The 12,173-nt window shown below is 38.4% G+C and carries 14 protein-coding genes; 3 read left to right on the top strand and 11 right to left on the bottom strand.

The features are described 5' to 3' along the window. Positions 1–127: 127 nt before the first annotated feature. The 7 genes from ABD005_RS04290 to ABD005_RS04260 all read right to left on the bottom strand — a co-directional run bounded on the left by ABD005_RS04290 (position 128) and on the right by ABD005_RS04260 (position 5,461). On the bottom strand, positions 128–586 hold the full coding sequence (locus ABD005_RS04290) for a GNAT family N-acetyltransferase (protein ID WP_343815360.1): 459 nt from the start codon (positions 584–586) through the stop codon (positions 128–130). Between the two features lie 47 nt (positions 587–633). Next, complete coding sequence (locus tag ABD005_RS04285; protein ID WP_343815357.1) at positions 634–1,053, bottom strand: hypothetical protein; 420 nt, start codon at positions 1,051–1,053, stop codon at positions 634–636. After that, positions 1,053–1,460 (bottom strand): hypothetical protein, encoded by a 408-nt coding sequence (locus ABD005_RS04280; protein ID WP_343815355.1) that lies wholly within the window; start codon positions 1,458–1,460, stop codon positions 1,053–1,055. The genes ABD005_RS04285 and ABD005_RS04280 overlap by 1 nt, the downstream gene beginning before the upstream one ends. A 122-nt stretch (positions 1,461–1,582) precedes the next feature. Then, a complete protein-coding gene (locus tag ABD005_RS04275) occupies positions 1,583–2,878 on the bottom strand; it encodes an ATP-binding protein (RefSeq protein WP_215980367.1) in 1,296 nt (431 codons plus the stop codon). A 116-nt stretch (positions 2,879–2,994) separates the two neighbouring features. Beyond that, positions 2,995–3,243, bottom strand: a complete 249-nt coding sequence (locus tag ABD005_RS04270; protein WP_215980368.1) for a DUF4282 domain-containing protein — start codon at positions 3,241–3,243, stop codon at positions 2,995–2,997. A 122-nt stretch (positions 3,244–3,365) separates the two neighbouring features. Then, on the bottom strand, positions 3,366–4,358 hold the full coding sequence (locus ABD005_RS04265; RefSeq protein ID WP_343815350.1) for a Gfo/Idh/MocA family protein: 993 nt from the start codon (positions 4,356–4,358) through the stop codon (positions 3,366–3,368). A gap of 164 nt (positions 4,359–4,522) precedes the next feature. After that, on the bottom strand, positions 4,523–5,461 hold the full coding sequence (locus tag ABD005_RS04260; RefSeq protein WP_343815347.1) for a glycoside hydrolase family 16 protein: 939 nt from the start codon (positions 5,459–5,461) through the stop codon (positions 4,523–4,525). A 298-nt stretch (positions 5,462–5,759) separates the two neighbouring features. Between ABD005_RS04260 and ABD005_RS04255 the strand changes: the two genes are divergently transcribed. Together ABD005_RS04255 and ABD005_RS04250 are read left to right on the top strand one after the other, a co-directional pair. Continuing rightward, positions 5,760–6,092, top strand: a complete 333-nt coding sequence (locus tag ABD005_RS04255) for a PBPRA1643 family SWIM/SEC-C metal-binding motif protein (RefSeq protein WP_343815344.1) — start codon at positions 5,760–5,762, stop codon at positions 6,090–6,092. A gap of 27 nt (positions 6,093–6,119) precedes the next feature. Beyond that, complete coding sequence (locus ABD005_RS04250; RefSeq protein ID WP_343815341.1) at positions 6,120–6,572, top strand: hypothetical protein; 453 nt, start codon at positions 6,120–6,122, stop codon at positions 6,570–6,572. 88 nt (positions 6,573–6,660) lie between these two features. Here the strand turns inward: ABD005_RS04250 and ppnP are convergent, their stop codons facing one another. Both ppnP and ilvC read right to left on the bottom strand, forming a co-directional pair. Next, positions 6,661–6,975 carry a pyrimidine/purine nucleoside phosphorylase gene (gene ppnP, locus ABD005_RS04245; protein ID WP_215980024.1) on the bottom strand — a complete coding sequence of 105 codons (315 nt, stop codon included), beginning with the start codon at positions 6,973–6,975 and terminating at the stop codon, positions 6,661–6,663. 195 nt (positions 6,976–7,170) lie between these two features. Then, positions 7,171–8,655 carry a ketol-acid reductoisomerase gene (gene ilvC, locus ABD005_RS04240; RefSeq protein WP_343815337.1) on the bottom strand — a complete coding sequence of 495 codons (1,485 nt, stop codon included), beginning with the start codon at positions 8,653–8,655 and terminating at the stop codon, positions 7,171–7,173. Positions 8,656–8,820: 165 nt separating this feature from the next. Between ilvC and ilvY the strand changes: the two genes are divergently transcribed. Beyond that, on the top strand, positions 8,821–9,702 hold the full coding sequence (gene ilvY, locus ABD005_RS04235) for an HTH-type transcriptional activator IlvY (RefSeq protein ID WP_215980026.1): 882 nt from the start codon (positions 8,821–8,823) through the stop codon (positions 9,700–9,702). Between the two features lie 13 nt (positions 9,703–9,715). Here the strand turns inward: ilvY and ABD005_RS04230 are convergent, their stop codons facing one another. Both ABD005_RS04230 and ABD005_RS04225 read right to left on the bottom strand, forming a co-directional pair. Continuing rightward, positions 9,716–10,387, bottom strand: coding sequence for a hypothetical protein (locus ABD005_RS04230; protein WP_343815334.1), 672 nt, complete (start codon positions 10,385–10,387; stop codon positions 9,716–9,718). A gap of 149 nt (positions 10,388–10,536) precedes the next feature. Beyond that, complete coding sequence (locus tag ABD005_RS04225; protein WP_343815331.1) at positions 10,537–12,057, bottom strand: YifB family Mg chelatase-like AAA ATPase; 1,521 nt, start codon at positions 12,055–12,057, stop codon at positions 10,537–10,539. Between the last annotated feature and the right edge of the window lie 116 nt (positions 12,058–12,173).

The raw sequence follows: 12,173 nt of genomic DNA, 5'->3' as shown, positions 1-12,173 counted from the left end.
TAATATTATTTTCACAAGAACTCCTAAATGTTTAGCGCTTCATTAATAGCCCCAAATTACTAATTTACGTAATCGATTAAAAAAAACTGTCGCTTTGCACTAGTGTACTTTTTATTACCTATACACATTAGCTAATATTTTTTGACATAAACATACTATATGGGTCTTCTTGATAAGAGCCAAAAGGCTTACACACTTGAAAACCACACTGCTGATATAGCTTTTGCGCAGGTAAAAACGCATCCATCGTGCCTGTTTCTAAACTTAGCTTTTTATATGATCGGGCGCTCGCTTGCAGTATAAGGTGCTCTAGCATTTTACGAGCAATACCTTTACGTAAAAAATGAGTCGAAGTACGCATCGACTTTATTTCACCATGATACTTATCAAGCTCTTTTAAAGCAGCTATTCCAACTAAATCTTGACCAATCCATAAGCTCCAAAATGTTACGTTTGGCTGTTCCAATGCGCTTATATCTAATGCGTGTACACTTTCTGGTGGGGAATGAGATAACATATCTTCATGGTGTTCTTCTAATAAAGAAATAACCTGTTCATCCCTTAACCCGCCAATTTTAATATTCACAATTTTATCCATGATTGTTTATCAACACTCTATAAATATATACCGCTTTATTGCTTTAAGCCTTTTGTCACAAACCTTGCCACAAATAATGGGTAAAAGATTAAAAGTGTCATTTGACCGTATAGTTTGTAATACAACAAATTGTTCGCACTAGCTATTTCATTGATAATGTAACCAGCAACAGCCAATGCAACAAATAAAAACACTAACATTGCATTGAACTGCAACCAAACTTTATTGTTTAGCGCTAACTTATAACCCCAGAAAAAATACAGAAAGCCGTTTCGTTGAAAAATACCCGTAAATATAAAAAATACGGCCATAAATCCCCAAAAAGCTATTGGTAAAAATTCCACTCCAACTAAACTAACTAAATCTAGTTGCGCATCAATAAGTGCGACCAAAAGTAGCATCACAGCAATTGACGCTAGGTATCGCCAGTACATTCCCCACCAATAAATTTTCATTAATCGCTAATACGCTGCCACACTTCGTACTCTACGCGTTTGTCATTTTCCCATCGAGAGCTAAACCATTTGTCGCCCTCTTTTTTATATTTAAATACATACTTCTTACCTTCTGGTGAATTAAATGAGGTATATAAAGGTGATTCAATGTATTCACTATCGGTAACCTCAAAAGTTCCTGTACCTGAGCTCCAAAACTTATCCCCAGACATAGTGACAAAACTAAAGTGAGTGTTAGTAATAACTTTAATTGAACGTAAATTAAGCGACTCATAACTGACTAACTTACCTTCATAATTAATATATTCACCTGAAACAAGTGTCCATGTTCCCGAAAATAAATTCTCATCGGCATTGGCTGAAAAAGACAGCAGAGCCACTAAAATAATACTAAAAACTTTATTCATGTTATTAAACCTTCCTGTGATATAACGCCTCATTATGAGGCAAAAAATATTAGTTTGAATTAACTAGAGCATCAGAGCTATACGTTCGACGTTCAGTGTTTGGTTGAATTATCATTAACAAATTAAGCACTTATCACCTGATTCATTTTGTTAATTGCTTTTTGGTAGATCTGCTGTTTTTGCAGCGGTGTAAGCTTTTTATTAATATTCGCTTCATCTTTCTCGCCAAAAAAAGCCAAAGCAAATGACCTAAAAAATGGATCTGAAAAACTGTAGAAATGTGAATCTTCGTCAAACTTAATAACCTCACCAAACTTAGGTAAAGATAACTCGTTGAGAGTGGCCTCTAGGTGATTTTTTTGAATGCGAATACGGAACGCTTTACAGTAACCAAAAAGCTCATCAATATTTCCGCCTTCTTGCCCGGCGTAAAACAGTGACCTAATGGCATTTTCGCCTTTATTATGGGTCAGCGCATTGTCAAATACTCGCTTTATTGTATCTGATTCATCGGCTATATATTCATCAACAGCTAGCACTAAATCAGATTCAGTAAACTCGTAGCATTGAGATTTATTCAAGGTCTTTTTAATATTTGCGCCATCACACATCAAATAAGCAATTTTATGAGCAATAGCAGGTAAGCCATTACAATAGTGCGCTATTTTTTCTTTTAAATCCGCGCCAAAAATAATATTTAAAGAGTCTTCGCCTTTAGCTAAAATTGCTCTTATCTCAGAATCTTGCATAAGCGGCACGTTAATTTCAGACAACCTTCGTCGCATTTCAGCATCACTTTTAACAATATCTCTGGCAGAATTAACAGCGCCTAATGCAATAATTTTCAAGTCTTCATATTGATCTGACATATCCATGAATACTTTCATTAATTGGGAGAGCTTTATTTTTTCGTTATCATCCACTTTATGAAAGTCTTCAAGCACCCAACAGTAACCTGCAGCGCCCATTAATCTCCCCAGGTTTTGGGGCGATAATTGCGGGGGTAATAATCGTTTTTGTTTTACCCCTTGTGCTTGTTCAATATTTACGCCAAGGCTAGCCTTAATTGCTAGGTAATTCGCTTGGAGCGAACCACTAATTTGGTTTTTTTTATTGTTAGTGACCTCGTCCACATAAAACTCAGCCAATTGTTCGAAAGCATCTAAAACAATTTGTTCAAACGTTGAACCGACCATGCAGTTGGTTCGAATATGCTTTTCATAAACTTCGTACAGCTTATTTTCTAATAAAGTTGTTTTACCACTACCAGTGTGACCATAAACAATAATCTGAATGCCGGGAGTTTCTAATGCTCGCACCACTCTTCTATTAATTTTATTACGGTTAATAAAACTAACTCTGGCGGGTTTTGCCGGTGTGAATACTTCTTTTAATGAGTACTGACCTGAATTTGCCACGAAACGTCCTTATTCCTCTAACCTTGATAAAGGGGCGATAAAATAGTTGATAACCCTAAGTAACGACAACTTAAAACAACAACTATTTTTTATAATTTTTGCTGAACTATTAACTTTTATTCTGACTTATCGGCTATTTTTTGAAGGTTTGCATGTATTTTAAATAATACAATTAATAACTCACACCAAATTCTGGCACCAATGGCACCACCAATAAGAATACCCATACCTGCGAAAAAGCCGCCGCCATGGCCGATAAACATAGTTCCTATACCTGAAATAAGTACACTAAGTAACATTAACCAATAAACAAAGGTGATTATTTTAGGTGTTAACATCGAGTCGAAGAAAAATATATCTTTCATAAGTAAATCCTTTTTATTTAATGCCGTTCAATTGTTAAAGTAACACTAGCTTTTAAAATGCAACAAAAGCCTATAGCCTTGATAAAATACTTGATAACTAATTCATAATCAACAAGTTAAAATTAACCACCATCCTGTAATATTTGCTCCATAACCCAACTAGTATGTAATGCGCTTTTGCCCGTTGAAGGGTGTGAAATACCCTTTACCAGCTGCGCCTGCATATTTTGTACATGGTATAGCTGAATATTATCTGGATTATCAATACTTAGTTCTTGGCGTTGCTCTCCTTGAGAGAGTATTAATGGCGCTTCATCAAATACGGAGCAACGTAATTCCCCTGCACTGCCATAAAATGTTAATCGGTCTTGACGCGCCGCAGCACCAAAATTCCAGCTACCCACACCAGTGACACCACTCTCATGTAACCAATTGGCGGTAACGGCATCAAAGGCACTATACAAGCCTTGCTGATTAGTCGCTAAGCCTTGTACTGTTTTAAAGTTCCCCAATAAATAGCTAATTAAGTCTAAGCCATGGCTTGCTAGGTCATCAAAATAACCGCCTTTAGCAATTGCATTATCGGTACGCCAATTATATTCCCCTGATAAATCAAGCGCGTTAGCAGGCTTACTTAAATGCCAACTCACATGGCGTACCTCACCTATTGCGCCCGTTTCTAGTAAACTTTTTACTTTATTAAAACGCGGTAACGAGCGACGATAATAGGCAACAAATAAAGGCAATTTTTTTGCTTTAAAGGCTTCAACTATGGCAACACTATCAGCGTAATTTGGCGCTAAAGGTTTTTCAATACAACAGGGCTTACCGGCTTTAGCCACTAATAATGCATAATGTTTATGACTATCGGGCGGCGTAGCAATGTAAACGGCATCTATATTGGGGTTGTTAATAATACTATCAGCATCATCAAAATAATGAGCAACGTGATGACGCTGTGCATAACTTTTAGCGAGGGCTAAATTTCTGCGCATTACCGCTGTCAGTTCAAACCCTTCGGTTTTTTGGTAGGCTGGACCACTTTTAATTTCGGTTACTGCGCCACAGCCAATAATCCCCCAACGAATAGTCGAGCCAGATAAAACGTTCTTCACAACAAATCCTCAATAGAAGTTAGCGATAACTAACACTTAATAATAAGCACGGTAAGCTTTATTAACAAAACGTGTAAACGTAATAAAGCTTACCATAGTGCTTAATATTAATGACGAACGTTAAGAGGGAATAATTAACGTATTAACTTAAAATTAATTCGCTGCTATAAGCCACAATAGCTATCAAGCTTAGGTTGCCAATGCGGCACAGTGTCTTGTTGTTTAACCTGTTGCTTACGTAATGAGGCAACGGCTTGTTCAACTTGCTTATGTGATAATGCGCTATCAGCATTAAAGTAAACCCAGTCAACTTCTTGATGATATTGGCGAGGTTCAGTGCTATTTAGCACGGCTTCAGGAATAAACCACAAGTTAAAGTTCATCGACATGGCGACTTCAGGATAAACATCGCTACCATGCTCAGAGAATAAATGACCGTTAATATAATACTTAATAGTGTCATTAAATACTTGCAACACAACGGTATTCCAGCCTTGTAAGCTTTTCTTGTAGGTGTCATGTGCATTCACTGGTGTCCAAGGCTCTAATTGAAATGTTTCCCATGAGGTTGAAAAGAGTACATTACCTTTAACACCCCAGCCGCCATTAGCTAAATATTCAAAGTCCATTTCGCTGTAGTTTTTATCCATTGGGGCTTCAAGCGGACTAATTGTATAAAAGGTTTCAACAATACCATCACCGTCTGGACCAAAATCAGGCTCATCATTAAAGTATAAGCGCGCGGCATAAGTCCCCTCTAAATATTTACGTTGATGACAAATTTGCGTATGTCGCGTGTTTTCGGCACTACCGTCCGTTTTAGAGGTTAAGCGCATAACAGAATTATTAGCATCGCTTTGGTCAACATGAAAGCTAATACCTTCATCCCACCACGTGGCATTTTTTATGCCTGGGTGCCCTACTTGAGTACGCGCAACCCAACCATTTTTTTCGGCATCGCTTAATGTTTTATAATTAAAATCATCAAACATTACTTTGTCGTTACTTTTGGCGATAGCGCTATTTACCGGGCTTACCAATAGCGAGGCAAGCGCTATAATAAAAAAAGGTAACCGTATTGATGTGTTTTGTGTGTGTTGCATAATATTCCCTAACGTTCTCATATTTATCGTTATCATTTATTGTGATCGTTTTATTACTCGCCCTAGTTCGAAATACAAACAAAGCCGCGCTATCACAAGAGAACATTTACCCTAAAATATTGCCAATTAAATTATATGAAAGTTGCTAATTTTGTTATTAAACTTTATTAAAGCCTTATTTATAAAGACCTCTGCGGCATAGCTAATAACATGGCGTTAACTAGCTCGAGTAAAATAACTCGTCGCTAATATTGAATAAAGCCGCTAAAATAGCGTTTTTTGAAATTCGAGAATAACAATGTCTAAATTTTTCTACCGTGGCCGACCTGACGTAATGACCAATTATGGTAAAAATGGTTACAAGCCAAACCCCAATGTTAAATTAGGCACTGCAGGCAGACCATTAGTGTTAACAGTAGCCAATGAGCAACGTAGCGCAGAAGTACAAGCGTTGGCTGATCAGCATAACTTAGTCGCTAATATTACTATTGATGCTAAAGCAGATGAAAACATTGCTGAATTAGAAGTTGCCTTAAACAAGCCTAGTACCCAACGCTTTGAAAAAACACCTGAGCGTAATGATCCATGCTCATGTGGTAGTGGCAAAAAATACAAAAAATGCTGTGCTTAACTGTGCTTTACTATACCTAGGCAGCCCATGAAAATATCACACCTACAATTAAAGCTTTTATGTAACATTACCGCCGCAGGCTTCTTTTTAGCATTTATTTATCGCTGGTATTACAATATTAGCGAACCAACTAACATGCTAGCGATTGCTGCAGCATTTGGCTTAATGTCTTATCGATTTTCACTACGCTTTACAATGAATAACTCGTTAAAAAGTTTAGTGGAACGTCGTGAAAGTGATTTAGTGATTTCTCGATTAAAAATATCACCGTTTAGTAAAAAATCTTCACTGACAAAAATTAGCATCGCGCGTATTTCGCTGATTACAGCTGCCGACAACTACCTCTCTATTATTATTGATGGTAATGGCAACGGTTATGATTTTCAGCTATTAGCCAATAAAGATGAAATTGTTGAGCATATACAAAGCTTATTATCGTGTGAGGAACTTGCTGGCATTAAAATAAGCAATGTCAATTAACATTCAGGTTAACTAATAAGCGACAGATAAAACTAAAAAGGCACCTCATTATTGAAGTGCCTTTTATTATTTTTAAGGTGTTATAGCACTAAGCAATGTAGCTACAACAGTAATCAATAATTGTTTTTGCTTTTACATCAAAACTACTGTTTGCTGGTACTTCAAATGACTCACCGCCTTTAATTGGTAACCACTGCTGTGCGCCAGCTAATAAAATTTCACATTCACCCGCTGTAATTTCCATAAGTTCATGTTCATTAGTACCAAAGGTGTAGTCGCCTGGCATCATAATACCTAAGGTTTTAAAGCTACCATCTTCGAACGTTACTTTTCGACTCGTAACCTTACCGTCAAAATAAACATTCGCGGCTCTAGTTACAGTAACATTATTAAATTCGCTCATTGATATTCCCCTTTGCTTTGTAAAATGAATAAGCTCTGCTTATATAAGATAAATTGATTTCAGTGTTGTTGTGCTTAAAAACTCCATAAAAAAAGCATTCGTCCTCAGGATAAATGCTTTTATATTTGCTGTACTCCAACCTTATTGAAATACAGCAAACCATTGAAATTAATTAGTTAATAACAATTAAGTTGATTAAACGTTAGCTTCAACAATTTTTTTCATGTCAGTCATGTAACCACGAAGCTCTTTACCAATCACTTCTACGCCATGGCTGCGAATTGCTTCATTAACTTCAATTAAACGTACGTTATCAACGCCATTTGAACTTGTTTTAACACCTTCACCTAATTGCTCAAGGGTTAAGTTACTTGCGTATTCTTCAAGTAATGGCACTGCTGCGTGAACAAATAAGTAGTTACCGTACTCAGCTGTGTCAGAAATTACTACGTTCATTTCGTATAATTTATTACGTGCAATACAGTTAGCAATAAGTGGTGTTTCATGAAGTGACTCATAATACGCTGACTCTTCAATAATGCCCGCAGCAACCATAGCTTCAAATGCTAGTTCAACACCAGCTTTAATCATAGCAACAACAAAAATACCTTTGTCGTAGTACTCTTGCTCTGTAATTTCTACATCGCAATCTGCGGCTAATTCAAATGAAGTTTCAGCCGTTTGTGCACGCCACTTAAGTAGGTTAGCATCGTCATTTGCCCAGTCTTCCATCATAGTTGCAGAGAAGCGACCTTCAATGATGTCATCCATGTGCTTTTCAAATAATGGACCTAAAATAACTTTTAATTCTTCAGACATATCAAACGCTTTGATTTTTGCAGGGTTTGATAAACGATCCATCATGTTAGTAATACCACCGTGTTTTAAGCCTTCGGTAGTTGTTTCTAAACCGTATTGTAATAATTTACGTGCGTATGCAGCGTCAATGCCTTGAGCAACTAATTGCTTATGACCTAGTACCGCCGCTGTTTGTAACATACCACAAAGAATAGTTTGCTCGCCCATTAAATCAGACTTAACTTCAGCAATGAAAGAAGACTCTAAAACACCCGCTCTGTCGCCACCTGTTGCAGAAGCATACGCTTTAGCAATCGCTAAGCCGTTACCTTGTGGATCGTTTTCAGGGTGAACAGCGATAAGTGTTGGTACACCAAAACCACGCTTGTATTCTTCACGTACTTCAGTACCAGGACACTTAGGAGCAACCATAACTACTGTAATGTCAGGACGAATTTGCATGCCTTCTTCAACAATGTTGAAGCCATGAGAGTACGCAAGAGTTGCGCCGTGCTTCATTAATGGCATTACCGCAGTAACGGCTGAAGTGTGTTGCTTATCAGGTGTTAAGTTTAAAACTAAATCTGCTTGAGGAATTAATTCTGCGTAGTTACCTACAGTAAAACCATTCTCAGTAGCCCACTGCCATGATTGACGTTTTTCGCTAATTGCCGCATCACGTAAAGCGTAAGAAATATTTAAACCTGAATCACGCATGTTTAAACCTTGGTTTAAACCTTGAGCGCCACAACCAACAATAACAATGTTCCAATCTTTGATGAAGTTACAGCCATCGCTAAACTCTTCACGCTTCATAAAACGACATTTGCCTAATTGGCCTAATTTTTCACGTAAACTTAACGTATTGAAATAGTTGCTCATGCTGATTCCTCTAACTTGATAAAGTTGAATATTCTAAAATAAATTGAGTCAGGTTTTCTGACAGTGGAATTAGCATACGCTAGTCAAAGCGTTGCAAAAAGTGATATATTCGCACCATCGCGTTGCATTTTTTGCAATACAAGACAATTCACAGAGGACTGGGTTATGGATCAAAAAGCACTTGCGATGTTTGCGCATTTAAGTCAAAGCTTGCACTTTGGTAAAACCGCACAAGCACATCATATTAGTCCGTCAACCCTCAGCAGAGCAATTCAACGTATTGAAGATGAAGTAGGTACCGCCTTGCTACATCGTGATAACCGTACTGTGGTACTAACTGAAAATGGTAAAAAGTTTAAGCAATACGCCGAGCAACAGCTCGAATACTGGCAAACCTTTAAGCAATCAATCGACCAAGCACAGCAAGCCCTAACTGGAAAATTGCACATGTACTGTTCGGTTACTGCCGCCTATAGCCACTTACCGCCGCTGTTAGAGCGTTTTAGGTCGCAGCACCCGTTAGTTGAAATCATGTTAACCACCGGTGATGCCGCCGATGCACTTGAACAAGTACAAAACCAATCGGTTGACGTTGCTATAGCCGCACACCCTGAACATTTACCGCGCAGTGTTTATTTTCAACACTTAGACACCATTGCCCTTGCCGTAATAGCGCCAACGATGAGCTGTAAAGTACAGCAGCAACTGAACGAAAAAATATTACCTTGGTCAAAAATCCCAATAATTTTACCCGAGCATGGCGCTGCTCGAAAACGTTTCGAACCTTGGTATCGCAAAAAACAACAAGGTAAACCAAATATTTATGCGACGGTTTCAGGGCATGAAGCTTTAGTGAGTATGGTGGCTTTAGGTTGTGGCGTTGGCATAGTGCCACAAGTGGTCGTTGACAATAGCCCAGTGAAAGATCGAGTTAGAAACTTAGAGAATATTGGTGAGATTGAACCATTTGAATTAGGGGTGTGTTGTTTAAATCAAAACAAAGCACAACCCCTAATGAAAGCATTTTTTCAAGCCATTGCTGAGTAGCAATATTATTGAATTAGTTAAATTTTCTAGCCAATGCTAACAAAGGTAAAGCAAATAAAAACAAAGTGCTCGGCTCAGGAATATTATTGGTCGAGCTCACTTCAACCACAACATTATCAATACCCCAACTCTCATCCGCCATACTTTGCAAACCTGATGCATTGAAATTGAACTGAACATCATTAGCGGCATGCGCAAACGTAAAGCTCAAATTATACACAGAATCACCATAAAATGAGTAACCTAAGCTATTAATCTCTGCGGCGCCGGTATGAGCAACAAAGTCACCATTGGCATTGCTCGCTGAATAACTTTGATTATGATTAAACTCAGGTGTATTACTAAAAGTAGTACTCAACAAACTAAGTCCGTTAGCTAAACCAAAAGTAAAAACATCAAAGCCACCGCCACTCACTTGATTTCCATCCCACGATTGAATAACAAACAAGTCAAAAGATATTGTCATCGTATTGTGTGCTTCAAGGTTATCAAGCGATAAACTCACCGTTTCATTACCAAACTGCCCGAGAAAACTGCGATTGCCCACAGGTGTAATATCTAACAACGATGTTGACCATTGTGCACCAGCACTTGCTTCAAAGTCGTTTTGGTAAATAATACTTGCTTGGCTAACTTGCGTTAATAATAAACTACAAGCCACGATTATTTTTCCTAATAAATTCACTTAATTTACTCCGTTAAAAAATTGGAATTCAAACATAGCAAAAACAGACAAGTATTAAAATAACATTTAGTTACATTCTGGTTTCACTTTAATTACAAAATGACATTGTAGGTGTTAAGATCAAAATCAATCGATAGCTCCAAAAAAACTTATGCCACCGCACTAGTTAAGTGCCTAAGTAGCCTGTCCATCGCTCGGTACGAAAGTGCTTCCATCAAGTGTGTTTTTAAAATCATTTGACTAGCTTCCATATCAGCTAGCGTTCGCGCAATTTTAATAATTTTGTGATGAGCGCGGGTCGACAAGCCAAGACGCTCTACAGCCAGCTCTAAAAATTCATTATCATCAACATTCAACTGACAATATTTTTTTATTTCGGCGGTACTCAAGTGAGCATTCGCTTTACCTTGGCGAGCCATTTGAATATTACGGCTTACTTGCACGCGAGCTTGTACCGTTTCACTATTTTCATTTTCTTGCGTATCAACCGACCAAGTACCACGGGGTAAACGAGCCACTTCAATTTGAATATCAATACGGTCAAGAAAAGGCCCTGAAACCCGACTCAAATAACGTAACACCTGCTCAGGCGTACTGCGTTTATCGTTATAAAACCCAGTTGGGCTAGGGTTCATAGCACCAATTAATTGAAAGCGTGCTGGAAACGACTGCTTATGCAAAGCCCTCGAAATGGTAACTTCGCCTGACTCCATCGGCTCTCGTAAAACATCAAGCACCTTGCGCTCAAATTCAGGTAACTCATCTAAAAACAACACACCATTGTGCGCTAACGATATTTCACCCGGCTGAGGCTGACTACCGCCACCAACCAGTGCTGCTGACGATGCGGTATGGTGCGGCGCTCTAAATGGGCGAGTGTGCCATGAATGACTATCAATTTTTTGATGACTGATAGATTGAATCGCAGCAACATCAAGTGCTTCAGCCTCGCTCATCGCAGGTAAAATTCCTGCTAATCGGCTTGCTAACATGGTTTTTCCTGTACCTGGCGGACCAATAAACAAAAGATTATGTCCGCCTGAAGCGGCAATTTCTAAGGCACGCTTTGCTAAAGGCTGACCAATAACGTCACTAATGTCTAACGCCGACGGGACTCGTACAATATGCGCTTCTCGTTGTTCAACAAAATCGAGCGTTTGTTGCCCTGAAAAGTGCGGGAACAATTGCGTTAAATGATTAATCGCTAATATTTTTGCTTGTTTGATCCAACTAGCCTGCTCAGCATTTTGTATAGGAATAATGAGTGTGCGCCCACTGTTATGGCTGGCTAAAGCCGCAGGAATTTCACCAACAATAGCGCGTAACTCTCCTGATAACGCTAATTCACCCGCGAATTCATATTGGCTTAAATCAACAGGCGGTAATTGCTCTGAGGCTGCCAAAATACCAATAGCAATGGGTAAATCAAAGCGGCCACCCTCTTTGGGTAAATCGGCAGGGGCAAGGTTTATGGTAATACGCTTCGCTGGAAATTCGTAGCCGCAGTTGATAATAGCGCTACGTACTCTGTCTTTTGATTCTTTCACTGACGTTTCGGGTAAACCGACAATATTAAACGCGGGTAAGCCGTTAGCAAGGTGAACTTCCACGGTAACCAAAGGTGACTCAAGTCCTACACGAGCGCGACTATAAACACAGGCAAGTGACATAAAAATTCCATTTAGTAATTCCCTTTTTTCTAGTGTAGACCAGTTTTTTTCAATTAGTCTTATTCCTCTCAGTTCATTCAACTAAAAAAAGACTCTAATAAAAAAACTTGCTATCA

Source organism: Colwellia asteriadis (assembly GCF_039523295.1).
Classification (GTDB): domain Bacteria; phylum Pseudomonadota; class Gammaproteobacteria; order Enterobacterales; family Alteromonadaceae; genus Colwellia; species Colwellia asteriadis.
Note: the sequence above shows the minus strand (reverse complement) of the source record. Positions and strands in the feature narration are given on the sequence as shown.

Coding starts and splice junctions, on each gene's coding strand:
- ABD005_RS04225 (WP_343815331.1), bottom strand. CDS start 12,057: ATGTCACTTGCCTGTGTTTATAGTCGCGCTCGTGTAGGACTTGAGTCA.
- ilvC (WP_343815337.1), bottom strand. CDS start 8,655: ATGAGCAACTATTTCAATACGTTAAGTTTACGTGAAAAATTAGGCCAA.
- ABD005_RS04250 (WP_343815341.1), top strand. CDS start 6,120: ATGAAAATATCACACCTACAATTAAAGCTTTTATGTAACATTACCGCC.
- ABD005_RS04270 (WP_215980368.1), bottom strand. CDS start 3,243: ATGAAAGATATATTTTTCTTCGACTCGATGTTAACACCTAAAATAATC.
- ilvY (WP_215980026.1), top strand. CDS start 8,821: ATGGATCAAAAAGCACTTGCGATGTTTGCGCATTTAAGTCAAAGCTTG.
- ABD005_RS04260 (WP_343815347.1), bottom strand. CDS start 5,461: ATGCAACACACACAAAACACATCAATACGGTTACCTTTTTTTATTATA.
- ppnP (WP_215980024.1), bottom strand. CDS start 6,975: ATGAGCGAATTTAATAATGTTACTGTAACTAGAGCCGCGAATGTTTAT.
- ABD005_RS04285 (WP_343815357.1), bottom strand. CDS start 1,053: ATGAAAATTTATTGGTGGGGAATGTACTGGCGATACCTAGCGTCAATT.
- ABD005_RS04280 (WP_343815355.1), bottom strand. CDS start 1,460: ATGAATAAAGTTTTTAGTATTATTTTAGTGGCTCTGCTGTCTTTTTCA.
- ABD005_RS04255 (WP_343815344.1), top strand. CDS start 5,760: ATGTCTAAATTTTTCTACCGTGGCCGACCTGACGTAATGACCAATTAT.